Raw genomic sequence first — 26,436 nt, 5'->3', positions numbered from 1 at the left:
CTGCAATAATCTGAATCATTCAGATCAGTGAAGCATGGTTGCTGATTTTTGAAAAGACTAAGGCACTTCAACCTCATTGACAATTTTGTTTATGATGTCAACGGAGGTCACATTCTCTGCCTCGGCTTCATAAGTGATTCCGATTCTGTGTCTTAATACATCGTGTACCACTGCCCTGACGTCCTCAGGAATCACATAACCCCTTCTCTTGATGAATGCGTAACACTTTGAGGCCATGGCCAGATTGATACTTCCCCTGGGTGAGGCTCCAAAACTGATCAAAGGCTTGAGTTCATTTAAACGGTAGTCTTCCGGGTATCTTGATGCAAAAATGATATTAAGTATGTATTTTTCGATCTTCTCATCCATATAAACCTCCTTAACAGATTCTCTTGCCCTTGCAATCTGATCGATCGAAACAACAGGGTTAACAGTCTCAAAACTACCTTTAAGGTTCTGCCTCATTACCATTTGTTCATCATCAATTTTAGGATAATCGATCACGGTTTTTAGCATAAACCTGTCTACCTGAGCCTCGGGCAACGGATAGGTTCCCTCTTGTTCTATAGGGTTCTGGGTAGCGAGAACCAGGAAGGGTTCCGGCAATTTAAACGTTTCATCACCAATGGTCACCTGATGCTCCTGCATCGCCTCCAGTAGTGCTGACTGCACTTTTGCCGGCGCTCTGTTGATCTCATCGGCCAGCACAAAATTGGCAAAAATAGGCCCTTTCTTTATAGAGAAATCATTCTCCTTCATATTAAAGATCATGGTACCAATAACATCTGCCGGGAGAAGGTCAGGTGTAAACTGAATCCGGCTGAAAGAACCTTTAACCGCTTTTGACAATGTATTTATAGCCAGTGTCTTAGCTAAACCGGGCACACCTTCAAGCAAAATATGACCATCACCGAGCAAACCGATTAACAATCTTTCCAACATTTGTTTCTGACCTACGATAACCTTATTCATTTCCAATTGAAGAAGGTCGACAAACGCACTTTCTCTTTCTATTTTTTCGTTGATCATTCTGATATCAACATTCGTGTTGTGTGTATCCATTTATCTTGTGAAATTTCAATTTGTTCTTTAGACAACAAGGGCAACAAATCTAAGGGATAGGTTAGTTTTTTCTTGTTAAAATTTGGTTAAAAGTAAAAATAAAAAAACTCGCCAAAGCAGCGAGAAATATGAATTAATATTGTTCTTCCTTATTGGGGAAATCCCGAGATTTGACATCTGAAATATAACTTTTGAATGCATTACCCATCTCAGTATAAAGATCGAGATAACGTCTTAGAAATCTAGGACTAAATTCATGAGTCATACCCAACATGTCATGAGTCACCAAAACCTGTCCGTCCACTCCATCTCCGGCACCAATGCCGATAATAGGAATTGATACGCTCTCCGCGACTTCCCTGGCAAGCTTTGCAGGGACTTTCTCAAGTACGATCGCAAAACAGCCTAACTCTTCCAAAAGCACAGCATCTGCTTTCAATTTATTCGCCTCCTCCTCCTTTCTGGCTCTTACTGAATAAGTTCCAAATTTATAAATTGATTGAGGTGTAAGCCCCAAATGGCCCATAACGGGAATTCCAGCCGAAAGGATTCTAGTGATCGACTCTGAAATTTCCGCTCCACCTTCAAGCTTAACCGAATGTCCTCCGGACTCTTTCATGATCCGTATGGCAGAATCCAGCGCCTGTCTCGAGTTCCCCTGATAGGTTCCAAATGGAAGGTCAACAACCACTAAGGCTCTTTCAATGGCACGGACAACTGAAGAGGCATGATATATCATTTGATCAAGAGTAATTGGAAGCGTGGTTTCATGTCCTGCCATCACATTTGAAGCCGAGTCTCCAACAAGGATGATATCTATCCCGGCATGATCAACAATTTTGGCCATTGTATAATCATAAGCCGTAAGCATGGCAATCTTTTCCCCTTCCTTTTTCATTTCCACCAGGGTCTTGGTAGTAATTCTCTTGTATTCCTTTTTTGCTGTGGACATAATTCTGATTTTGCAACGCAAAAATAGCGATAATTTTTATTTGCCTATCGACCCTTTACAACTTATTTTCATAGCACTTTTGATGATTTTGATTTTCTTTTGTCCACTACTTTAACCAAATTGGGGAATATGGCAGGGGCAAAATTTTTGACAGGTTCATAGAGAACTGACTCTTTGGCCTTCTTCTTTTCCATAAATCTAATTCCTGAATTGATTTCCTCATAGACGATAAGGACAATACTTAAAATCAAAGCATATTTCAAAAAACCAAAAATGGCTCCCACCAGCTTATTAAAGAAACCAAGGGCTATGGTCTCGGCAATTTTGGTAAGTGCCCTACCCAGTAAAACCAAGGCTATCAAAATAATAAAAAAGGTCCCCGCAAAGGCCACTACCTGTATCATGGATTCATCCCAGGTAACACTATCTTTCAAAAAATCTCCCAGAAAATACGAAAAGTGAATCGCTCCATAGATCCCTAAAACAAGTCCGACCAGGGTGGTGACTTCCAAAAATAATCCATTCATGTATCCCTTTACGGTACCAAAAATCAGTATAACTCCTAAGATGATATCAATTGTATTGAATTCCATAATTAACTCTTAATAATTTTAATTTCCTTGTCTAAATAAATAATAATTTTCTCTTTAACCCGATAATTCATTTTACTCAAAACATTGGCATAATTCTCAACCTGTAATTTATGGCTGGTACTTGGCTGTCCTGTTTTGTAATCAATAACAACAACCTCGTCCTGGTCAAACACTAATCTGTCTGGAATCAAAATCTCTCCCGATTCAGACAAAATTTCTCTTTCGTTCAGAATTTTTGACCCCGGTTTGTAGTATTCCCTCAGGTCAGGATGATTAATTATCGATCGAATAAGCTGGCCCACTTCCTTCCTTTTCCCTGTATCCAAAAGCCCCCTGGCAACAAATTTTGATAAGGCATTGTCAACATCTTCCTCTGTCTTTACCGATTCCATGATCTCATGAATCAAATTACCGTACCCTATAGCATCACCGCGTTTTGGATCCCAAAGCAACTCTGAATTTGTAACAATATGAATCTGGTGATCCTTCCAGCTGCTACTGATAAAATCCCTTTGAATTTCAGCAGATCCTAAATATGATCTACGTTTACCTGATCTTATTTTTTCTCCAAACTCATAACGAAGTTGTTCCTCTTTCCACAATCCCTTTTGCTCTAAATAATCAATAAACAGTTCCGAACTGTTTCGCAGGCCGTCTTTTGACTTTTTTATTTCTGATATCACATACAACTGTTCAACAGCCCTTGTGAAGCAAACATAAAGCAAATTATAACTGTCCAACTGTCTTTCCCTTTGCTGCCTTTGATATATATCCTCCCCGGATTCTCCCAGGTTCCTGATTGAAGATCCCGAGTTTATAAGTATTCTGTCAAATCCGAGAAACCTTTCTTTATCAAGTAAATCCAGCCATGCTTTTGGATCCCTTTCTTCATATAGGGCCATATTATAGGGGTAAATCACAACCGGAAATTCAAGCCCCTTTGACTTATGAATTGTCATGATCCTAACGGCATTTACACCTTCTGAATTGACAATATTCAGCTTTTCCTTTTTTTCCTCCCAAAAATCCAAAAATGAAACGTTCTTTTGAGATTTTCGTTGTGAAAAATCAAAGACAAAGTCCATAAAATACTGAAGAAATGAATCGGATTCCTCAGTCAGCCTGAAACTCCTTATCAGCTCTTCAACTCCCTCTAAAATTGAGTATTGATTATAGTTTTCCCTGTCAAAAAAAACTCCGAATTCCTCCAGGGCCAAAAACAGTTCTTTACTGCTCAACTTTACCATGCGGCTGAAAAATTCATGCTGCTCCCCTTCAACCCCCAAATGATGATAAAGAAACTCCAGGATTTCAAATTTAGCATCCTCATTTTCTTCGTCTTCAAAGAATTGCAGCATGTTTATAACAAAATTAACAGCTGTATTATTCTTAAGCATCAAGGTTTCTGAACTGACTATATCCACACCTCTTTCGGTCAAAAACTTTGCAACGGCCGCTCCTTCCTTTTTCTTTCTGACCAGAACACAGATCTCACCGGGATCAAATTGAGATAAAAGCTCCTTTATAGTTTGGAGAACCAGTTCAGGGTAAACTTCATTTCTTTCTTCATTGTTCTTGAGCGGCTCGGTAAATTGAAGCCGTACAAATCCTCCTTCCTTACTGTTTGTCTTTTGACTGTTCCCTATCCTGTATAAAGCTTTGTAGCCTGTGAGCTCAAAATGATGTCCGATATGACTAAAAAAGTTATTGTTGAAATGTATTATTTCCTGATGGCTTCTGTAATTGGTATCAAGATTTTTCAGCGTCTTGGGGATTTGAAACGGATTCGTTTCTATTCCGTTTCTTTCAGAGGACAAATTGATAAATTGTTCAGCATGGCCCCCTCGCCATCTGTAAATAGCCTGTTTGGCGTCTCCAACCAGCATCAAACCTGTTCTCTCGGAACTTAAGGCGTTATCGACCAGAGGAATTAGATTATTCCATTGCAATTCTGAAGTATCCTGCATTTCATCAATGAAGAAATACTTGAATCGTTCACCCAGTTTCTCATAGATAAAGGCCGCCGGTTCGTTGATAAGATGATCACTGATCAGCTGATTGAATTCAGAATTCAAACGAATATTGTTGTTCATTTTGATAGTCTCCAAAGCCTGATTGATTGTCTTGATCACAGCAAGAGGAACCAGGTTCTTCAAAATCATTTCATTCAATTTAAATGTTCTGAAAACTTTGAAGGACTTATTGTAAAGAAGGGTTAGATCATCAATTATACTGTCTATGGCAAATTTTGTGCTTTCATTTTTATTCTTGGTATAATAAATTCCATTTTCCAGATTTTTCGATGTACTGCTATCCGGATCAAATACTTTATCAGTCAGTTTTAGCAGAAGTTTTTTAAAAAATTTTGGTAATTGTGAATAATAAAAATCCGAATACGCTAACCCTTTCTGATCAATAAGTTTAAGTCCCTTTTCACCGATCTCTTTTAAAGCCTCCAAATGATGTTTCTGACTTCTTCTCAATTGAAGTGACAACTCCGTAAAGTCATTGATGGTTTTATTTTTTATGGCTTCCAGATGTTTTGCATGATTTTCGTTGAAAATCAACTTTGAAACCTCATAAAGGTCCCTGCTTACATCCCATGATTTATCTTCCAGGGTTTTCTCTTTGGAAAAATCAATAAGTAATTTGGTGAGTTCTTTATTGGTTCCTATCTGAGACAAAACTTCATCCACTGCTTCCCTTAAGATTGAATCTGCATCCAGTTCTACTTCAAAATCTGAAGTCAGATTCAAATCAAAGGCAAAGGACTTTATGAGCTTATTGGTAAAACTATCAATGGTTTTAATATGAAAAGATGCATAATTTTTAAGAATGTCCTGTAGTTTTTCCTTTGCCCTCTTTTGAATCACCTTACTTTCCAGTCCGGTTTCTTCCATCAGAATTGACAGCATTCCGTCATATTGGCGATCCTCAGTCATCTTAGAAAATTCCAAAAGACTTTCAAGGATTCTGTCCTTCATTTCGGATGCCGCTTTGTTGGTAAACGTTATGGCAAGAATATTTTGATAGGACCTTACATTCGGATCCGTCAAAATAATCTTTAAATATTCTTTGACCAGGGTAAAGGTTTTTCCACTTCCGGCGGAGGCATTGTAAACTTTGAATGTTGAAGGATAGATCACTTAATCTATTTTTCATAAAAGTAAGTAAAATGACGCGATAACGCTCATTTTACAGGCTTAAAAAAATTAAGTTTTTTTCTGTTCCGGGCTCAAGCCAGTATTCTCCAGATCTGAGCTACTAAAAAGGTAACTACAAATCCTAAAATAACTGGAAGAATGGAGGCAATTGTTGTCCATTTAACACTATTGGTTTCCTTGTATATGGTGTATATTGTGGTACTGCACGGATTATGTAACAAGCTGAATAACATAAGATTAACTGCAGTTAGCAAGGTCCATCCCCCTGACTTTAAAATCGTAGCCGTATCCGAAGCAGAATCCAGTTCAAACATAACGCCTGCACCCTCGCCTCCGGCAACTCCCGTCACCAGAACCGTAAGCATAAGTACCGTTGGAATTACAATTTCATTTGCAGGAATGGCAACAATGTAAGCGAGTAGTATCACCCCATTTAATCCCAATAAAAATCCAAACCCATCCATACTCTGGACGGCCCATCCTGCAATGCTCATTTCACCTATGTGTATATTCGATATCAACCATATAACTGCACCTGCCGGAGCTGCAAATACAATGGCTCTCCATAACACGATCAATGTCCTGTCGATGATCGAGGTATAAATGGTCTTCCAAAACCTGGGGGGCCTGTAAGGTGGCAGTTCCAGATTAAACGTTGAGACCTCGCCTTTTAAAACCGTTCTTGAAAGCCCCCAGGAAACCAAAAACATGAACGCAATACCCAGAATTGCTATTCCAACAACCGATAGTAGCGAGGCAAGGCTTGAAAAACCAGCCGGTACAGCGGCACCGATGAAAATAGTTGCTATTAAGATTTGAGTTGGCCAGCGACCATTACACAAAGAGAAATTATTGGTAATTATGGCGATCAATCGTTCTCTTGGACTATCAATTATTCTGGTGGCAACGACACCGGCTGCGTTACATCCGAATCCCATACTCATGGTCAGTGCCTGTTTACCATGAGCACCAGTCCTTCTAAAAAGGTTATCCATATTAAAGGCTACGCGAGGTAAATAACCAAAGTCTTCCAATAAGGTGAAAAGCGGAAAAAAAATTGCCATAGGAGGCAACATCACGGCAATAACCCAGGCAACTGCAAGATAAACTCCATCGATCAGAAATCCGTCCAACCACCAAGGCATTCCTATCCCGGCTGCGAAATTCTTTAAAACAGGATGAATGGTATTGAGCAGCAATTCGGCGAGCATTGCGGATGGGTAGTTGGCACCTTCAATTGTTATCCACAATACTAGGCCCAGAAGGAGGAACATGATGGGAAAACCCCAGGTTTTACTCGTAACAATCTCATCTATTTTCCGATCCATTCGGAATCGTTTCTTGCCTGATTCCTTTAGCACTGCGCTTTCAGCGATTTCAGAAGCATCCGCATAGATTCCTTCTGCAAGATTATCGTGAAAATCCTCACCTATCTTCCAACGGAGTTCGTTGGTCATGGCTAATATTCTATCTACTGATGTGTTTTCCATTTTAAACGAATTCTCCTGTTTTAAGCGCATCAATTATTCTTGTGTCTCCCTCCAAAAGCCTTAAAGCTATCCATCTGCTATTTGGAATTTCAGGAAATTCAGACTCAATCTCCTGACTAAGTTTTGTCACAGCTTTCAAAATTTTCTTCGGAACATTTTTGATTTGCCTGGGTTTACAAACAATCTTACCCGAAGCTATTTCGTCTATGGTTTTTAGAAGCTCAGGAATTCCTTTCTGATATCTGGCACTGGTTGGCACAACCGGAATTCCCAGGTCTTTTGACAAGCTCCGTACGTCAATTTGTATATTGTTTCTGTCCGCCTCATCCATCAAATTCAAACATAAAACCGCCTTATCCGTGATCTCAAGGATCTGTAAAACCAAATTCAGGTTTCTTTCAAGCCTGCAGGCATCTGCAACGATTATTGTAACATCCGGCTTTCCAAAAAGAATAAAGTTTCTCGCTACTTCTTCGTCCTGTGAGGTAGACAACAGAGAATAGGTTCCAGGCAAATCCACAAGTTTGTATTTTTTTTCCGCGTAAATATAGGCCCCTTCCGCCCTGCTAACTGTTTTCCCTGGCCAGTTTCCTGTATGTTGACGCAAACCGGTCAGTGCGTTGAACACGGTACTCTTACCCGTGTTGGGGTTTCCTGCGATCGCCAGTACGTGGTCGAAATTATCTGTATGAACACCCAGTTTCTTCAAACTGTCAGCATTATGATGGACGCATGATTCACATGCCGATTCTGATTTCTTACTCATGATTCAATTTTACTGATCAATATTTTGGATGCCTGGTCCTTTCTAAGAGCAATACTGCTGCCTTTAATTTTGTAGGCAATCGGATTTTTCATCGGACTACTTAAGTCTATACTAATCTCAGCGCCTTTAACGAAACCAAGATCGAGTAACCTTCTCCTGTTTTCACCCCGGCATTCTTTCGACATTCCCGTAATTTTTGCCACTTCCCCTTCCAGTAAACCTGAAAGTCTGAAAGTGTCTTCTTCAACCGTTTCTTTTTTTAATTCTGCAACCGTAATGTTGGCTGCAACAATAGGTGCCAGAACGAATTCTTCCCCTTCAGAATAAAAAACAATCCGCTCACTGTTTTTTTCTTCGACCCTTATGACAGATCCTATATATATCTTTTCAGCCAGTATCTGCTTATAAATAACATCAGGCTCATCCTCTATGTGTACAATCTTACCGATACTTTCCACTTCAAGAGAAGATAGGGGAAAACCGTTCACCTCCTTAAGCTTTCCCAGTGTATTTGGTATAGGATCACCATGGGGATCATACATAGGATTCCCCAATTCAGTAGCAAGAACATCTGTTTCTTCATGGCTCAGAACGTGTTCCATCTCTTCCGCCCGATCATGCCATTCAGACTTGTCAAACCCCGTCTTTTCAGCCAGGTATTTTTCCCACAACCTGTGAACCCTTATGATCCTGAGGGCATATTGCCTGCCTTCTTTTGTCAGCCCGATAAGATCTCCCTCCACTTTAACCAATTCATTGACTGACATTTTGTGGATGGCTTCAATTACTGTACTGTCTTTAAATTTTAAAGAATTTGTAAGGGCCGTAATATCCGTTTCAGAACCATAACTTTCCAGTCTGTAAAGTTGTTTTAGGATATCTTCTATTACTGTCTTTTCATTTGACTTCCAGTTATTTCTCAATAACCAGTACCATCCCTTAACAGGTCTGAAAAGGACGTAGGCCAGTATGACGCCACCTGTAAAAATTAATAAAGCTGTTAACGGATTATAGCTCATTACTTAACGTTTTTCAAACAAAGGTTATCGGCCACGCTGTTGGTGATTACCAACCTGTGGGTTCTGGTTTCAATATGATAAGAGCCATCAAAAGGTTCGATATCAATTACTTTAATTCTATCTCCCAAAGCCAGGTTTTTCTTATTCAGGTACTGTAAAAACTCAGATGAAGAATCACGTACTCCCACAAAAACTCCTGCCGAACCAATTTTCATTTCTGAAATTACTACTGTTTTGTTCAATATGGTTCTTCCATGGGCATCAGGAATAGGGTCTCCGTGAGGGTCCAGCTTTGGAAATTTTAAAAAAGCATCTAATTTGTCTATCAAAACCTCTGATTTAACATGCTCCAACTGCTCTGCTATATCATGCACCTCATCCCATTTGAAATTGAGTTTTTGTACAAGAAAAGATTCCCATAACCTGTGCTTTCTTATTACCTTTAAGGCCCCCTTTCTTCCTAACTCTGTGAGATGAACACCTTGGTATTTTCTGTACTGAACAAGGTTCTTTGCTGACAGTTTTTTTAACATGTCGGTTACCGAGGAGGCTTTGGTATTGGTTTTACTGGCTATCAGGTTCGTACTTACGTCGCTGCCGTACCTGTTCTCTAAGTTGTAAATAGTTTTTAAATAATTCTCTTCTGCCTGGGAATACATGCTATTTTTTTTGCAAATTTAAATATTTTTTTAGTTATATCTAAATTATTTAATCAAAAAGCCTGTATCCCAGTGAGAATATTGATTTATTCTATCCTGAATGATTTATTTTAGATGTAATAAGTCAAGTATGGACCTTTTAAAAGATTCGATGTCCGCAGAATCAAGGTTGATCGTTAACGAATGGTCAACAATTTCATCCACAAGTTTTAAAGGAAAAGCCAGGCCCGTTACAATTTTTCTCAAGACAGCAACCTCTGCATTTTCTATGTGATGATCAGCCTTAACCATCACCAATAATTCGTATAATCTTTCAATTCTTTCAACACACTCAATATGTGCCAGAGTAGGAATATCCTCCGGGGACCTCAATATCTCCTTGAATTTTTCATCAGATATATTATACTTTTTCGAAACTTTGGATAGAAATTCAATTTCTTCAGGCGAGATCTGATTATCAGATTTTGCAATTCTGACAATATTTGCAAAATGACTGATGTTTCTTTTCTGTCCTATACCCATATACAAATCAGAAATTCCCATAGCTACAGGTGTTTAGGTTACTATCTAAAGATACAAAAAATTAATAATCTTATAACCCAATCCCTTCAAAATTTGCGGTAAAAGTCTGAGCTATTCGACTTATATTTGCTGAAAAACAGATACCTTGAGTAAGCAACACATTGCTCAACTTTATTCCGATTTTGATAAGGTTAAAGAAATTGTAAACCGAATTCAAAAAGATAATGCGCAGATTGGAATCAGCAATCTGTCAGGATCCTCATTGTCCATGGTGATCTCCTCGGTTTATCAGGCAATAGGAAAACCTCTCTTGCTAATTTGCGGTGATAAGGAAGAGGCCGCTTATTTTCTTAATGACCTGGAGCAACTCCTCGATGCAAACAAATCTCAAAGAAAACACGATGTTCTTTTTTATCCGGGTTCCTACAGAAGGCCTTATCAGATTGAGGATACGGATAACGCAAACATTCTTTTAAGAGCCGAAGTACTCAACAGGATCAATTCTCAAAAGAAACCGGCGCTGATCGTTACCTATGCCGATGCCCTCTTTGAGCAGGTTATCACAAAAAGTGAGCTAAAGCGAAATACCTTAAAACTCAGCGTGGGGGACTCCCTTTCAATTGACTTTATTCATGACCTCTTGCATGAATATAAGTTCAACCGGGTTGATTTCGTGATTGATCCCGGGGATTTTGCCATCAGAGGTGGTATTATTGATGTTTTTTCCTTTTCGAACGATCACCCCTTCAGAATCGAATTTTTCGGGGATGAGATTGACAGTATAAGAACCTTTGATATTGAGTCTCAACTTTCGATCAGTCGTCTGAACAAGATAGACATCATGCCGAATGTTGAAAACAAGTTTCTTGAAGAAAAAAGGCAAAGTTTTTTAAAATACATTTCTTCTAAAACTGTGATCTTTTCCAAAGACAACGAGATTAATAAACACAGGCTGGACAAACTGTTTGAAAGAGCAAAAGAGGCCTTTGAAAAGCTTGAGGGCGAAATAAAACAAAGCAATCCGGAGGAATTGTTTTGTACCGGAGACCTAATAGAAGAACAGCTTTCTGAATTTAACTGTGTGTTTATAGATCCAAAGGGGCCTCAGCTAAATGATAGAGTCATAAATTTTGATACCATTCCTCAGCCCGCATTTAACAAACAGTTTGAACTGCTGATTGAGACGCTTAATGAGAATACTGGCAATGGCTTTATCAATTATCTGTTTTGTGACAATGAAAATCAAGCCAAAAGGTTTCATGATATTTTTGACGATCTGGAAACCGAAGTTCAGTATGAAACAGTCACTACGCCGTTGTATCAGGGCTTTACAGATCGAGATTTAAAAATTGTCTGCTATACTGATCATCAAATCTTTGAGCGGTATCACAAATTCAGGTTAAAAAGCGGGTTTGCCAAAAAACAGTCTATTCAGCTAAAAGAACTGACCAATCTTGAAATTGGAGATTACGTTACACATATCGATCATGGAATTGGACGTTTTGGAGGTCTGCACAAGATCGATGTGGAAGGCAAAAAACAAGAAGCGATCAAGCTCGTATATGGCGAAAGGGATGTTTTGTACATAAGTATTCATGCACTCCATAAGATCACGAAATACAATGGAAAAGATGGGAAAGCTCCCAAAGTGCATAAACTAGGATCCAATGTCTGGAAAAATTTAAAACAGAAAACCAAGACCCGGGTAAAGCACATTGCCTATAATCTGATTGAATTATACGCCAAGAGGAAACTTCAAAAAGGCTATGCCTATAAACAAGACAGTTATCTTCAGCATGAACTTGAGGCAAGTTTTATTTACGAAGACACTCCCGACCAGCTCAGTGCCACTGAGGCAGTTAAGGCGGACATGGAAAAGGATCAGCCTATGGATAGACTGATCTGTGGGGATGTTGGTTTTGGCAAAACCGAAATCGCAATACGAGCGGCTTTTAAGGCAGTGGACAACGGAAAGCAGGTTGCCATACTGGTCCCAACAACCATACTTGCCTTTCAACATGCTAAAACCTTTAGAGAACGATTGAAGGATTTTCCTCTTAAGGTAGATTATCTGAATCGATTCAGAACAGCCAAACAACGAAAAGAAGTTCTTGCCGGATTGAGTGACGGCGGCATTGATATTGTTATTGGGACCCATCAGCTGGTGAGTAAAAATGTTTCTTTTAAGGATCTTGGGCTGCTTATTATTGACGAAGAGCAGAAATTTGGGGTCGCCGTTAAGGACAAATTAAAAACCCTGAAGGAGAATATAGACACCTTGACCCTTACCGCAACACCGATCCCTCGTACACTTCAGTTTTCTCTTATGGCTGCCAGAGATCTTTCTGTAATAAAAACCCCTCCTCCCAACCGACATCCCATAGAAACAAATGTGATCCGGTTTGGAGAGGAAACTATAAGGGATGCTATTCGATATGAAATACTGAGAGGAGGACAGGTATTCTTTATTCATAACCGAATAGAAAACATCAGGGAGGTAGCCGGCCTTATTCAGAGACTCGTACCAGATGCAAAAATAGGAATAGGTCACGGGCAGATGGAAGGCAAGAAACTTGAACAGTTGATGCTTCAGTTTATCAATGGAGATTTCGATGTCCTTGTGAGTACAACTATTGTGGAAAGTGGCCTTGATGTGCCCAATGCAAATACTATATTTATCAATAACGCCAATAATTTCGGATTAAGTGACCTTCATCAAATGAGGGGTCGAGTTGGGAGATCCAATAAAAAAGCCTTCTGTTACCTGATCACTCCTCCCTACCATATGATGACTGATGATGCCCGTAAAAGAATTCAGGCTCTTGAGCTGCATTCAGATCTTGGAAGCGGTTTTTACATAGCGATGAAAGATCTCGAAATAAGAGGTGCGGGAGATCTGTTAGGAGCTGAGCAAAGCGGATTTATTAATGATATTGGTTTTGAAACGTATCAGAAAATCCTTAATGAAGCCATTCAGGAATTAAAAGAGAATGAATTCAAGGATCTGTACCAGCAAGAAGGTGAAACAACCCGGGAATATGTCAAAGAGGTTCAGATTGACTCTGACTTTGAAATTCTTTTCCCTGATGATTATATCAACAATATTGCCGAAAGACTGAGCTTATACAAAGAGTTGAGTGAACTCGAAACCGAAGAAGAACTAAAGCCTTTTGAAGATAAACTGGTTGACCGATTTGGTGAGCTTCCCGTTGAAGCTGTAGACCTTTTAAATTCAGTAAGGCTCAAATGGATTGGAAAACAATTTGGCCTTGAACGCCTGATCCTAAAGCAAAAACGAATGATAGGCTATTTCCTTTCAGATCAGCAAAGCGATTTTTATCAAAGTGAATATTTCACCCGAATACTTCAGTATGTTCAGAAAAACGGCACGTCTTGTGTTATGAAAGAAAAGGAGACCAAAAAAGGACTCCGGCTGTTAATTACCTTCATCCGAATTGACAGTGTTGAAAAGGCTTTGGAAACATTAAAAAGCATTTAGTTAATTTCTTGTTGATAAGTCTGCTCATATTTTGAGTAATCCAACTTTGTTCAATCCTATTTTTTTGTACATTTTTAAAAAATTAAATGCAGCTATTTGCACCGCTGCCTATGAAAAAATAACCCTGCTGATAATTTAGCGGCAGGGCCTCGCCTAAAAGACTGTATATGAAGAAAAACACTACAAAGAAAATTTATGTTCTTGACACTTCAGTATTATTATTTGACCACAACTCTATCACAAGTTTCGAAGAAAATGACGTAGCAATTCCGATTACGGTTCTTGAAGAACTTGACCAGTTTAAGATCGGAAACGAGACTAAAAACTTTGAAGCCAGAGAGGTAATCCGGTTTCTGGACAAACTTTCAGGAAACAATGGTTTGAACAAATGGATGGAGCTCGGCGATGACAGGGGTAAGATCAAAGTGATTATGGATGAGCTTACTCTTGATAAGGTGGATGCCGAAGAAATCTATGGAAACCGTAAAAATGACCATAAAATTATCAATGCTGCCATCTCTCTTCAAAATGAAGAAAAAAGACATCAGATTATCCTTGTAACGAAAGATATCAATCTCAGGATTAAGGCCAAAGCCATTGGATTGACCTCTGAAGATTATGAAACCGGAAAAGTCAAAAACATCAAAAAATTTTCTGAAGGTCTCCCTGTCATTGAAAATATAGATGCCGAAATCATCCAGCGCATCTATCAGAAAAACAGGGTGAAAGAAAAAGGTATTTTGGGTAAAGAAAAAATAACCAATGGATATTATATTCTTAACAATTGTACGAATTCAGTTCTTGCCAGATATAATGGAGAATCAGATTCCATCGAAAAGGTAGATAAAAAATATGTATTCGGTATCAAACCCAGAAATGCTGAACAAACTTTTGGGCTGAACGCTTTACTTAATGAAGAAATCAAACTTGTTGCGCTGGAAGGAGTTGCCGGAACCGGAAAAACCTTACTGGCTCTGGCTTCGGCCCTAGAGCAGAAGAACAAATACGACCAGATCATTCTTGCGAGGCCAATCATACCTTTGAGCAACCGGGAAATAGGATATTTGCCGGGGGATGCTGAAGACAAAATTTCACCTTATATGCAACCCTTATGGGATAACCTGAATTTTATAAAAAATCAATTCAAGGCAAACGAAAAAAAGAGCCGTGTCCTGAAGCAATTAGAAGAATCCGGCCTTTTAACAATAACAGCACTGGCCTTTATCAGAGGTCGAAGTCTGACCAATGCCATATTTATTATAGACGAAGCTCAGAATTTAACACCGCACGAGGTTAAAACGATTATAACAAGAGCAGGTGAAGGCACAAAAGTGATCTTTACCGGAGACATCAATCAGATAGACACCCCTTATATGGATGAACACAGTAATGGGCTCACCTATTTGATCGACAGGCTAAAAGGAAATTCTCTCTTTGCACATATCAAACTTGAGAAGGGAGAACGTTCTCAGTTAGCCAATTTAGCAAATGAAATGCTTTAACAATTTTCCTTTCCCAGGGATTCAACCTCTACGAATCTCTGGGTTTTTTTGTTACATTTTATCAACTCAGTCGTCATAGGTAAAACACTACTTATGAAAAAATTTATATTACTGGTTGCCGTTATACTGAGTACTTCCTGCGCAACCAATACCTCTTTTAATACCTTCTATCAAAACCATGAAGATGATTCGAATTTCTCATTTGGATTAAGCAGCTCCTTAATAGCCAATTTTTTACCTGATGAGGACCTCGAGGATATAAAGCCCCTGTTGAAGAAGGCCAAACACATCAGAATTCTCGTTTTCTCGGATAACGCTGAAGATAAATCCGATAAGTTTGACAAGTTTATTAACCGGTCAAAATTTGAAGAGATGGTTAAATTAAAAAGTGAGAATGATAAACTTGCGTTTTTTACCCTTGAAAAAAAGGATCGAATCAAAGAAATTGTATTGGAAATCTCTTCAGGAGAAGATCTGGTATTGATCGGTTTAAAAACGAATTTAACCCAGGAAGATCTGGACAATCTGATTCAAACAGAAGTATAAAAAATCTATGTTACTTTTATTTTTCTAATCATTCTGGACAAAATCAATGGAAAGAATCTTTTTACCCATACGGCTAGTCGCTCCTTTAACCCTCCAATTACTAGCTCCTGCCGTTCATTCCTGATGGCTCTTATAGCCTTCTTAGCAAATTCATTGGGGTCGAGACCATTTTCTGTGGCATGATCCATTGTTCCCTGTTTCTTGCCTGAACCTGTTACCGCGTTGATGGAAACATTTGTTCTTACATAACCGGGACAGATCAGTGTGACCTTAATATTGTCCTCAAATAATTCTGCTCTCAGGGAATCAAAAAATCCATGCAGAGCATGTTTTGAAGCAGAATATGAACTTCTGAGAGGTGTGCCTATTTTTCCAACTACACTTGTCACCACCACAAAGTGCCCACCATTTTGTTCTCTGAAATGAGGAATTAGCCCTTTGGTCAGGGAAATTGTTCCAAAATAGTTGATATCAATTATTTTTTTGTCCACGGCCAGATCTGTGTCAGCAGCAAAAGACCTTTGACTTATTCCTGCATTATTGATCAGAACATCTATTTTACCAAAAAATCCAACCGCTTTATCCACCGATTCTGATAAAATTTCATATTGCTCAAGATCCATTTCGAGGATCCTTATTTTATCCGGAAATCTGCATTGTGAACGAACTGTTTCCAAAGATTCAAGATTTCTTGATGAGAGAATCAGACGAGTGCCCAGTTTGGAATATTCGCCGGCAAGAGCTGCTCCTATTCCTGAGGAAGCTCCGGTAATCCATACGACCTTATTATTCATTTTCATATCAGATGTTTCCCAAATATAATAAGTTTAGACCTCACCAATGCAATAGTTCCTGATCATAACAATATTGAGGAATATTGTACATTTGTTAAAAATCCTTTATGAAGACTTATTTACTTGTTATCCTTCTCGCTGCAAGTTCATACGTGCAAGCCCAGTATTCCATAAAAGGAACTATTGATCCCGACCATGACTACTCGTGGATTCTGCTTTATCAGATGCAAAACGGAGAGCAAAGCTATGTTGATAATGCTGATGTTATAGATGGTCAATTCACGTTTAATGTTGATGAAAATCAATCACCGGGAGTCTACCGTGCCTATTATCAGATTGAGAATGATTTATATGTTGAATTTATCTATAATCAGGAAGAAATTGAGTTTTCATTTGACCCTAATAATCCGGAATCCACCATATATTTTTTAGAGTCAGCTGAAAACAAAATTTATCGGAGTTATTACAAAAACATTCGAGCGATACAGGAAAAATTAGATTCTGTTCAGGTCCTTTTCTTTGAGTCCGGTGATAAAAAGGAAAAGAAAACATTAAAAAAATCTTATACTTCGATTCTTGAAGAACTTACTGCGATTCAAAAAGATTATGAAGCCAGATCCTCTGAGTTACTTGCAAATCATTTTATCAGAGCTAGTGCACAGCATAATGCTGCAGAACCTATTGAGAACCCCCAGGAGTATCTGAACATGATAAAAATGCACTTCTTTGATGCGATGGATCTTTCTGACGAGGTTTTGTCGCATTCAACCTTTATATACAACCGGCTGAACGATTATGTTTTCTACCTGAATCAGGCCGAAACACTGGAGAGGCAAAATGAATTGCAAAAGGATGCCATTGAAAAAGCAGTTCTCTGGATGGATCAATATGACGAGATCAAAATGGAATTCGAGGAAGAATTGCTGGAAACTTATCTGGAGCAGGAAAATGTAGAAATGATCAATCACGTACTTAATGAATATTACTTAAAGCTTCCTGAGGAGTCTTTAAATAAAGAGATGATCAGTAGAATCAATGCTTCGATAAAAACAATGATCGGGGTCAGGGCTCCTGATTTCAGCTGGTCTGAGAACGGAGTTGAAACTTCCCTTTATGAACTCTCAGGAACGGATTATTACGTTGTGTTATTTTTTAGCTCCAACTGTCCTCATTGTCAAATAGAAATACCTGAGTTTTACAAGTTCATAAGCGGCATTGAAAATATTAAAGTAGTGGCTGTAGGGCTTGAAGACGAAAAAAGAAGCTGGGAAATTATGACCAAAGGTTACGACGAATTTATCAATATTTTGGATTTAGATAAATGGTCGAGTCAAAAAGTTGAGAATTACGGGATCACTGCCATCCCTACATATCTGGTTCTTGATTCAAACAAAAATATCCTTGCTAAACCTGAAGATTTCAATGAATTAAAATCCATGTTTGAAACCAGATAATATCTCGATGAAAATTAAAAAAGGTGGAAAGCATCTGTTAAATGCTCGATATTTACTTCATTGGAATTCTTGATTACAGCTATAATGTCAAAACGAATTTCCTTATCAATTTTGTTTGACAGCAGGTAATTATGAGCGGCTCTCATTAAAAACTTTATCTTTTGTCCGCTCACAAACTCCTGGGGTTTACCAAAATCACTACTGGACCTGGTTTTTACTTCTACGATGACAATCAAATCATCTTTTTGGGCAATAATGTCGATTTCTGCCTTTTGAAATCGCCAATTCTGCTGCCTGATCTGATAGCCTTTATTCTTCAGAAATTCAACCGCAATTCTTTCTCCTTCAAATCCTAATTCATTGTGGGCAGCCATGAACTCAATTAAATTTGATTCTGGCTCTGTTCTTGTTGGCGTTAAGGTCGATGTAGCTCCCAAGAATTAACGATCGGTTGTCGTCCAGATGTCCGGCCGGGAAATCAAAAACGACGGGGAAATCTGTTCCCTCAGCTGCCTCTAGAACTATTTCTTCAAGGGATTTGCCAAAAGGATTACTCTCATTGGGTTTTAATTTAAAATCTCCAACCAGTATACCTTCACATCCATTAAAATAACCCGCTCTTTTTAAGCTTATCATCATACGGTCAATATGATAAAGGGCCTCTCCCACATCTTCTATGAAAAGTATTTTTCCCTGCATGTTGAGATTAGTGTCAGAAGCAAGCATACTGTAAACAATTGAGAGGTTTCCTCCAACCAACTGGCCTGTAGACTTTCCGGTTCGGTTAAATTTTGAAGACGGAATTTTATATTGCATTTTCTTCCCGAATAAAGCCTTGTGCAAAGACTGAATAGATTCTTTTTGAATCGGATCCTCCAGTTCCAGGGTCACGGGCATCTGACCATGAATGGACTGGTATCCAAGATCATGCAATTTATTGTGCAATACCGTAATGTCAGAATATCCAATGATCCATTTTGGATTTTCTGAAAACCCGCTAAAATCCAGGTCATCAATGATCCTTACGGTTCCGTATCCTCCTCTTGCTGCCCATATTGCCTTGATACTCGGATCGTCAAGTGCTTTTTGAAGGTCAGATAATCTTTCCTGATCCGTACCTGCAAAAGTATTGTTTTCCGAAAGTAAATGATTTCCAAAAAACACTACAAGGCCCCAGTGATTCGCCAGTTCTATACCGGCGTCAACCGCACTTCTGTCTTTTATCTTACCCGCAGGTGCCAGGATAATGATCGTGTCCCCTTTTTTTAAACTTGGTGGCTTTACAAGGTCTCTGGTGATGAGCCTTTCTTCATCATTCTGAGCCTCGACCTGTTGTGCCATAACAAGAATCAAACACAATAAATAAGCGATATGTCTTTTCATAAAAAGTTTCTATAAATCTTCGATAAAAGTATAATTAAAAAACGAATTAAAACCCGAGTAAAGAAGTTCAATACGGGAAGGTTTGATAATTTAAAATAAACAGGGTCATGTTTTCCGTTTTTCTTACTTTTGTGGTCTTAATTTTATGACATGCAAGATCCAAAAAGATATACTATTACAGCCGCCTTGCCTTATACCAATGGACCGGTTCATATTGGCCATTTAGCCGGGGTATATGTTCCTGCTGATATTTATGCCAGGTACCTAAGGTTAAATGATAAGGACGTTGCTTTTGTCTGTGGTTCCGATGAGCATGGGGTACCAATTACTTTAAAAGCAAAAGCCGAAGGGACAACGCCTCAGGCTGTTGTGGATAAATACCATGAAATCATCAAAAAATCTTTTCAGGAATTCGGAATCACCTTCGATAATTACTCAAGAACCTCCGCTAAAGTTCATCATGAAACCGCCTCAGGGTTTTTTAAGGATCTCTACGAGCATGGAAAGTTTTTAGAAGAAACCTCAGCTCAACTCTATGACGAAAAAGCAAAACAATTTTTAGCAGACCGATTTGTAGTGGGAACATGCCCTAAATGTGGTTTTGAAGAAAGCTACGGAGATCAATGCGAGAATTGCGGGACAAGCCATAACGCACAGGACCTGATCAATCCAAAATCAGTAATTACCGGAAATATTCCATCTCTAAAAGAAACCAAACACTGGTATCTACCGCTTAATGAATATGAAAAATGGCTTGATGAATGGATACTTCAAGGTCATAAAAAAGATTGGAAAGCAAATGTTTTAGGTCAGGTGAAATCATGGATTGATGATGGTTTAAAACCAAGGGCCGTAACCCGGGATCTTGACTGGGGAATTCCTGTTCCGGTTGAAGGAGGGGAAGGGAAAGTTTTGTATGTCTGGTTCGATGCGCCTATTGGTTATATTTCTTCAACGAAAGAATGGGCCGAAAAAACAGGGAAAGACTGGGAGCCTTACTGGAAGGACAGTGAAACCAAATTATTGCACTTTATAGGAAAAGACAATATTGTTTTTCATTGTATCATTTTTCCTTCCATGCTAAAAGCCCAGGGAAGCTACATTCTGCCTGAAAATGTCCCTGCCAATGAGTTTCTTAATCTGGAGGGAAACAAAATTTCGACTTCAAAAAACTGGGCCGTCTGGCTTCATGAATACCTGGAGGATTTCCCTGAAAAACAGGATGTCCTGCGATACGTTTTAACAGCAAATGCACCTGAAACAAAGGATAACGATTTTACGTGGAAAGATTTTCAGGCGAGAAACAACAATGAGCTCGTTGCCATTTTTGGAAATTTTGTAAACAGAGTCATTGTTTTGACCAACAAATACTATGAAGGAGTTGTTCCAAAACCCGGAGATTTTTCAGAAGTGGACCAGCAAACCCTAAAGCTGATGTATGCGTATCCTGGGATCATCTCAAAATCTGTTGAAAGATTCAGGTTTAGAGAAGCCCTTTCTGAATTGATGAACCTAGCAAGGCTGGGAAACAAGTACCTTGCTGATGAAGAGCCGTGGAAGAAAATTAAAACTGACCCTGACAGGGTTAAAACAATCATGTATGTTGCTTTGCAGATCGCTTCGGCCTTGTCTGTTTTGAGCGAGCCTTTTTTACCATTTACGAGTAAAAAGTTGAAGAAGATGCTGAATCTTGATGCAGGTGTTGATTTAAGCTGGCAATCTGTTGAACCCAATAATGTTTTTATGGTTTCCGATCAAAAAATAAACAAGGCTTCCCTTCTTTTTTCAAAAATTGAAGATGCAGAAATTCAAAAACAGATCGACAAACTGGAAGCTTCCAAAGCAACATCCCAAGAGGTAAAGCCAGAGCCTCAAAAAGAAACCGTCAGTTTTGAAGATTTTACCAAACTGGATATCCGTATTGGGACAATTCTTGAGGCAGAAAAAGTACCGAAAACAAAAAAACTTCTCAAACTTAAAGTGGATGTAGGCATTGACACCCGTACCATCGTAAGCGGAATTGCTGAGAGTTTCGATCCTTCTGAAATCATAGGCCAAAAGGTAACGGTACTTGTCAACCTTGCTCCGAGAAAATTAAGAGGCGTGGAAAGTCAGGGAATGATTTTGATGAGTGATACTCTGGATGGGAAACTCAGTTTTATTGAACCTGATGGAAAGACCGTTGCCAATGGTGAAAAAGTAAGTTGATACATGGAATTGATCTGATAAAACATGAAACATAGATTTGTTTCATGTTTTTTTATGCCCTAAATTGAAGTTTTAAAATAATTTAACCACCCTTGTCAACCATATATCCGGTTTTTACGTCTTTATTAGTGTAAGGCCTTTCAGGAGCATGCTTAGAATCATTAAAACAAATAGCAATTCAGAATTAATCAGGCAGTCGCTTCAAAATAACAGGAGGGCTCAAAAAATGCTATACGAGAAATATTCTCCAAAAATGTTGAGTTTATGCGCTTATTATATAAAAGACCTGCAAAAATCAGAGGAGGTAATGCTAAGTGGGTTTCTCAAAGTCTTTACAAAACTTCATCAGTATTCGCAGAAGGGAAGTTTTGAGGGCTGGGTTCGAAAAATAATGGTTTATGAATGTATTTCTTATTTAAGAAAAAAGAATACCCTCCTTTTTACCGATGAGATTGAATTCTATGAAAGTGTTGTTGAAAACGAGATTGAATTAAAGATAGCCATTGAAGACCTTCAAATCTTTATCAACAAGTTACCAGAAGGCTGTAAAATTATTTTTAACATGTATGTAATTGAAGGCTATAAACATACTGAAATCGCAGACATGCTCAACATAAGTGTCGGCACCTGTAAGACCCAGCTACATCGGGCCAGGAAAGCATTACAGGATATGATTTCGCATCATCAAAAAAAGAAAATACTATGAAACGTTTTCAATACCGAGAGTATCTTCAAAACAGGGAAATAGAACCTTCTTCAGGTTCCTGGGAAAAGCTGGAGAAGCAGTTGACTGTTTACGAGACTTCACAGAAATCCAGGAATTGGATGGTTTTGAAGATTGCTTCTGTAATTTTACTTCTGATTTCTGTTGGAATTTATTTTTTTCAACCGCAACAAAATAAACTTCCTTCACAGGAAATTGCGGCTCCTGTTTCCAAAGAGGATCTGATTGGCATTCCTAAGAATGAGGTTGAAACTGAAATTGCAGAAAAATCCATTGATCCGGAAATCGAAATTTCTAAGAGCGTAAAAAATCCTCAATCTTTGGATAATCAAAATGATTTTGACATTGCCGAGAATCGAAAAGAGACTGAAACTTTAAAGAATTCATTCATAAATGAAGAAAAATGGGGCCCCAAATCCGAAAAAATATCCTCTTCAACCAGTGATACCAACTTTATAGCCGGATTTGATCAGGGTCTGAAGACTGGGGATTATGACTCTGTTTCTGAAAAATTACCTACCTCGGGACACCTTTCCAATGAGGATGAATTACTAAATGCAGAAATAGATCAATTACTTCATGATTCAAAACTGAAACTCATTGTAAATGGCCAGATTTCTCCTAAAAAATACGTCAATACAAATGCGCTTTTAAATTCCGTTGAAGATGACCTCGACAAGGATCTGAGGCAAAAATTAATCGAAAAAATAGTCAATACACTCAAAAAAGATAACGAGGTAGTAACCTCCGAAGAAAACTAATTCCTCAACATATTTATCATGAAAAAAATAGTTTTATTTACATTTCTATTAGGCCATCTTATGCTTTGTTCTGAAATTTCAGGGCAGGAAACCGAAGATACTTTGCAGCAAAAAAAGGAGCAAATAATCAGTGAAGAAAAAGAGGCTCTCAAGAAAAAAGTCCTGGCCATAAACGAACGATACAATGAAGGTGAGATCGACGCTGAAGAGGCTGAAAAACTCAAGGAAGAGGCCGCCGAAATTCATGCTTTAAATATTGAAAACAAAATCGCCATTCTTGAGAATTCTGTGGCTTTATCAGCTAGAGGAGGAGTTTACAAGGATACCATAGATACCAATATTGAAGAAGGCAAAGATCCTTCAAGGTTAAAGATCCAGGTATTTGATGATGAAGATCAATTGATTGAAATCTCTACCGGGAAGCAAAAAAAATATGACAAAAGGACCCATTCCAATTTATTAATTGCTTTTGGTTTTAACAATGCTATTATTGAAGGGCAGTCCATAAACAAATCTCCCTATAAAATGGGAAAAAGCAAATTCTTTGAAATGGGGTGGACATGGACCACCCGACTGGCACAGAACTCGAATTCGGTTCGCTTTCGGTATGGTTTTGCCTTTCAGTTCAATGGCTTAAACCCTACCGATAACAAGTATTTTGTTCAGGATGGTGAACTGACCTATTTAGAAGAATTTCCCGGAAGCCTGACCAAATCAAAACTCCGAATGGATAATCTGGTTGTCCCTGTTCATTTTGAATTTGGTCCTTCCCGAAAAATTGACAAAGGAAATTATTTTCGATACTCTACACGAAAAAAATTCAAATACGGAATTGGAGGCTATTTTGGATTTAATCTTAGAACCCGGCAAAAACTGAAATATACAGTAGATGGCTCGAAACGAAAAGACAAGATCACCCAAAGTTATAATACGAGTAATCTGATCTATGGGGTAAGCAGTTATATTGGAGTAGACGCCTTCTCAGTATATGTAAAATATGATTTGAACAGGATCTTCAACGAACCTAATCGAAAGGAAAATAATATTTCTTTAGGCCTGCGATTCGATCTATAGGATTCAATCAGAAATTCATGACATATAATTTCACTGGCTTTTGATCTATCAGGTATTGTTTCTGAAACCGAAACAATACCTTTGCATTTATCAAATATGATCCATGCAATTACTCAATTATATAAATTCCAGAACAAATCTTCCTCTAAAAGGCATTGAAAATACGATTCAGCTTCTAAATGAAGACTGCACAGTACCTTTCATTTCGAGATACAGAAAAGAGCGTACCGGCAATCTCGATGAGCTGGAGATAGGCAAAATTCTTGAATTCAAAAAAAGCTTTGAAGAGTTAGAAAAAAGAAAACTAAGTATTTTAAAATCACTCAAAGAACAAGAGGTTTTAACCGAACAGTTGCAATCACAGATTGAATCATCCATTGATCTAAATACACTTGAAGACCTTTACCTTCCATTCAGGAAAAAGCGAAAGACAAAAGCAGAAACGGCCAGACGTAACGGTTTGGAACCGCTGGCAAAGATCATCATGAGCCAAAAACCCGATCATCTGGACCAGATTGTAAGACGATTCACTTCCGAGGAGCTTGAAGAAGCTGAAGCACTTGAAGGAGCAAGGCACATCATCGCCGAATGGATAAACGAAAGAAGCAGTATCAGAAACAGAATTAGATGGCACCTCAGTAAGTTTGCAAGAATTGAGACCAAGGTAGTCAAGTCCAAACAAGATTTGGAAAAGGGGCAAAAATTCAAGGATTATTTCAAGTGGGAAGAGGCCTTGAAATCTTGTCCTTCACATCGTCTTCTTGCCATCTTAAGAGCCGAAAAAGAAGGTTTTATACGTGTAGATATAAACCTGGATAAAGAAAGGGTTCTCGATGAGATCAAAGAAAGAGTAATTTCCAATCATAATGAGTGTTCCGTTCAAATTGACAAGGCCATTGATGACGCCTTCAAAAGACTCCTTTATCCTTCCCTTTCAAACGAAATTCTTCAGGCAGCAAAAGAAGATGCAGATGAGCAGGCGATTACTGTATTTTCAAAAAATCTTAGACAATTATTGCTTGGGGCACCACTTGGAGAGAAAAAAATCCTCGCTATCGATCCTGGTTTCAGGACAGGTTGTAAAATCGTTTGTCTGGATGCACAGGGAAGACTGGAGCACAATGAAACCATTTTTCCTCATCCTCCAAAAAATGACTCCAGAAATGCAATCAAGAAAATAAGTTCTCTCGTTGACGCGCATCGTATTCAAGCCATTGCTATCGGAAATGGCACAGCATCACGGGAAACTGAAAATCTTGTAAAAAGGATTCGATTTAACAGAGAAATAGAGGTTTTTGTGGTGAATGAAGCAGGAGCCTCTATTTATTCTGCCTCTCCTATCGCGAGAGCGGAATTTCCTAATTACGACGTCACGGTCAGGGGAGCCATATCCATAGGGAGAAGGCTTTCAGACCCTCTTGCTGAGTTAGTTAAAATAGATCCTAAATCCATTGGAGTGGGCCAGTATCAGCACGATGTAGATCAGAATAAACTGAAACGGAGCCTTGATTCAGTGGTAGAAAGTTGTGTAAACACTGTCGGCGTAAATATAAATACGGCAAGTGTTCCCCTTTTGAGTTACGTTTCTGGTTTAGGAACGAAACTAGCCGAAAACATCGTGGCTTACAGAAACGAGATCGGTTCATTTGAATCGAGAAAGGACATCAAAAAAGTTTCAAGACTGGGTGAAAAAACATTTGAACAAAGCGCGGGGTTCCTTCGAATAAAAAATGCCAAAAATCCACTTGATGATTCTGCTGTGCACCCTGAACGCTATTCTCTTGTTCAAAAGATGGCAAAGGATTCTGGTCATTCCATAACCGAGTTAATTGGTAATTCCGAGCTAATTTCAAAAATCGACCTTAATAAGTACTGCTCCGAAGAAGTTGGCCTGCCTACGCTAAAGGATATACTAAAAGAATTGGAAAAACCCGGGCTTGACCCAAGGGAAAAAGCAAAAGTTTTCAGTTTTGACCAAAACGTTAAGAGTATCGATGACCTAAGAGAAAACCTTTTGTTACCCGGAATTATTAATAATATAACCAACTTCGGCTGCTTTGTGGACATTGGGATCAAAGAAAACGGACTGATTCATGTATCTAATCTTTCAGACACTTTTGTAAGGGATGTAAATGAAATTGTTTCTCTTCAGCAGCAGGTCATTGTCAAGGTTTTACAAGTAGATAAAGAACGTAAACGCATTCAACTGGCTCTTCATAAATCCCTGTAATGCTGATCTCAGTCTTTTTGTAAAAAATAAGTAT

Annotated in this window: 19 protein-coding genes and 1 pseudogene; 9 read left to right on the top strand and 11 right to left on the bottom strand. The window is 38.6% G+C overall.

The window, feature by feature from the left end; translation table 11 throughout:
* Positions 1–57 precede the first annotated feature (57 nt).
* The 8 genes and pseudogenes from LCM02_RS11890 to LCM02_RS11855 form a co-directional block, all read right to left on the bottom strand.
* Entirely contained in the window at positions 58–1,062 is a 1,005-nt protein-coding gene (locus LCM02_RS11890; protein ID WP_224930083.1) for an AAA family ATPase, read from the bottom strand.
* Positions 1,063–1,195: 133 nt separating this feature from the next.
* Positions 1,196–2,014, bottom strand: coding sequence for a 3-methyl-2-oxobutanoate hydroxymethyltransferase (gene panB, locus LCM02_RS11885; protein ID WP_224930080.1), 819 nt, complete (start codon positions 2,012–2,014; stop codon positions 1,196–1,198).
* Positions 2,015–2,082: 68 nt separating this feature from the next.
* Positions 2,083–2,607 (bottom strand): CvpA family protein, encoded by a 525-nt coding sequence (locus LCM02_RS11880; protein WP_224930077.1) that lies wholly within the window; start codon positions 2,605–2,607, stop codon positions 2,083–2,085.
* A gap of 2 nt (positions 2,608–2,609) precedes the next feature.
* Positions 2,610–5,753, bottom strand: coding sequence for a UvrD-helicase domain-containing protein (locus LCM02_RS11875; RefSeq protein WP_224930074.1), 3,144 nt, complete (start codon positions 5,751–5,753; stop codon positions 2,610–2,612).
* 89 nt (positions 5,754–5,842) lie between these two features.
* A pseudogene (gene feoB / locus LCM02_RS11870) lies at positions 5,843–8,027 on the bottom strand (ferrous iron transport protein B).
* On the bottom strand, positions 8,024–9,046 hold the full coding sequence (locus LCM02_RS11865; RefSeq protein WP_224930071.1) for a metal-dependent transcriptional regulator: 1,023 nt from the start codon (positions 9,044–9,046) through the stop codon (positions 8,024–8,026). The pseudogene feoB and the gene LCM02_RS11865 overlap by 4 nt, the downstream one beginning before the upstream one ends.
* Positions 9,046–9,705 (bottom strand): metal-dependent transcriptional regulator, encoded by a 660-nt coding sequence (locus tag LCM02_RS11860; RefSeq protein ID WP_224930068.1) that lies wholly within the window; start codon positions 9,703–9,705, stop codon positions 9,046–9,048. The genes LCM02_RS11865 and LCM02_RS11860 overlap by 1 nt, the downstream gene beginning before the upstream one ends.
* A 105-nt stretch (positions 9,706–9,810) precedes the next feature.
* Positions 9,811–10,248: a tellurite resistance TerB family protein gene (locus LCM02_RS11855; protein ID WP_224930063.1), complete on the bottom strand. Its 438-nt coding sequence runs from the start codon at positions 10,246–10,248 to the stop codon at positions 9,811–9,813.
* 124 nt (positions 10,249–10,372) lie between these two features.
* Here LCM02_RS11855 and mfd point away from each other — a divergent pair, with 124 nt between their 5' ends.
* The 3 genes from mfd (at position 10,373) to LCM02_RS11840 (ending at position 15,774) form a co-directional block, all read left to right on the top strand.
* The gene (gene mfd, locus LCM02_RS11850) at positions 10,373–13,726 is read left to right on the top strand and encodes a transcription-repair coupling factor (RefSeq protein ID WP_224930060.1); all 3,354 of its coding nucleotides are present in this window, start codon (positions 10,373–10,375) and stop codon (positions 13,724–13,726) included.
* Between the two features lie 167 nt (positions 13,727–13,893).
* On the top strand, positions 13,894–15,228 hold the full coding sequence (locus LCM02_RS11845) for a PhoH family protein (protein ID WP_224930055.1): 1,335 nt from the start codon (positions 13,894–13,896) through the stop codon (positions 15,226–15,228).
* A gap of 93 nt (positions 15,229–15,321) precedes the next feature.
* Positions 15,322–15,774, top strand: coding sequence for a DUF4252 domain-containing protein (locus LCM02_RS11840; protein WP_224930052.1), 453 nt, complete (start codon positions 15,322–15,324; stop codon positions 15,772–15,774).
* A gap of 5 nt (positions 15,775–15,779) precedes the next feature.
* On the opposite strand, the gene LCM02_RS11835 is transcribed toward LCM02_RS11840, so the two are convergent.
* Positions 15,780–16,574: an SDR family oxidoreductase gene (locus tag LCM02_RS11835; protein ID WP_224930050.1), complete on the bottom strand. Its 795-nt coding sequence runs from the start codon at positions 16,572–16,574 to the stop codon at positions 15,780–15,782.
* A 101-nt stretch (positions 16,575–16,675) separates the two neighbouring features.
* Here LCM02_RS11835 and LCM02_RS11830 point away from each other — a divergent pair, with 101 nt between their 5' ends.
* Complete coding sequence (locus tag LCM02_RS11830; protein WP_224930047.1) at positions 16,676–18,022, top strand: thioredoxin-like domain-containing protein; 1,347 nt, start codon at positions 16,676–16,678, stop codon at positions 18,020–18,022.
* Positions 18,023–18,036: 14 nt separating this feature from the next.
* Here the strand turns inward: LCM02_RS11830 and LCM02_RS11825 are convergent, their stop codons facing one another.
* Together LCM02_RS11825 and LCM02_RS11820 are read right to left on the bottom strand one after the other, a co-directional pair.
* Positions 18,037–18,396 (bottom strand): YraN family protein, encoded by a 360-nt coding sequence (locus tag LCM02_RS11825; protein WP_224930043.1) that lies wholly within the window; start codon positions 18,394–18,396, stop codon positions 18,037–18,039.
* A gap of 4 nt (positions 18,397–18,400) precedes the next feature.
* Positions 18,401–19,405, bottom strand: coding sequence for a S66 peptidase family protein (locus LCM02_RS11820; RefSeq protein WP_224930040.1), 1,005 nt, complete (start codon positions 19,403–19,405; stop codon positions 18,401–18,403).
* 150 nt (positions 19,406–19,555) lie between these two features.
* Between LCM02_RS11820 and metG the strand changes: the two genes are divergently transcribed.
* The 5 genes from metG (at position 19,556) to LCM02_RS11795 (ending at position 26,402) form a co-directional block, all read left to right on the top strand.
* Entirely contained in the window at positions 19,556–21,613 is a 2,058-nt protein-coding gene (gene metG / locus LCM02_RS11815; protein ID WP_224930037.1) for a methionine--tRNA ligase, read from the top strand.
* 226 nt (positions 21,614–21,839) lie between these two features.
* The gene (locus LCM02_RS11810; protein WP_262902509.1) at positions 21,840–22,319 is read left to right on the top strand and encodes an RNA polymerase sigma factor; all 480 of its coding nucleotides are present in this window, start codon (positions 21,840–21,842) and stop codon (positions 22,317–22,319) included.
* Positions 22,316–23,098 (top strand): hypothetical protein, encoded by a 783-nt coding sequence (locus LCM02_RS11805; protein WP_224930031.1) that lies wholly within the window; start codon positions 22,316–22,318, stop codon positions 23,096–23,098. Before LCM02_RS11810 ends, LCM02_RS11805 begins: the two co-directional genes overlap by 4 nt.
* A gap of 18 nt (positions 23,099–23,116) precedes the next feature.
* Positions 23,117–24,172: a hypothetical protein gene (locus LCM02_RS11800; protein WP_224930028.1), complete on the top strand. Its 1,056-nt coding sequence runs from the start codon at positions 23,117–23,119 to the stop codon at positions 24,170–24,172.
* 103 nt (positions 24,173–24,275) lie between these two features.
* The gene (locus LCM02_RS11795) at positions 24,276–26,402 is read left to right on the top strand and encodes a Tex family protein (protein WP_224930025.1); all 2,127 of its coding nucleotides are present in this window, start codon (positions 24,276–24,278) and stop codon (positions 26,400–26,402) included.
* The last annotated feature ends 34 nt before the right edge of the window (positions 26,403–26,436 follow it).

Origin of the sequence: Lutimonas saemankumensis, from assembly GCF_020171465.1 — a bacterium.
Lineage (GTDB): Bacteria > Bacteroidota > Bacteroidia > Flavobacteriales > Flavobacteriaceae > Lutimonas > Lutimonas saemankumensis.
This window is presented reverse-complemented; position numbering and strand designations above follow the sequence as displayed.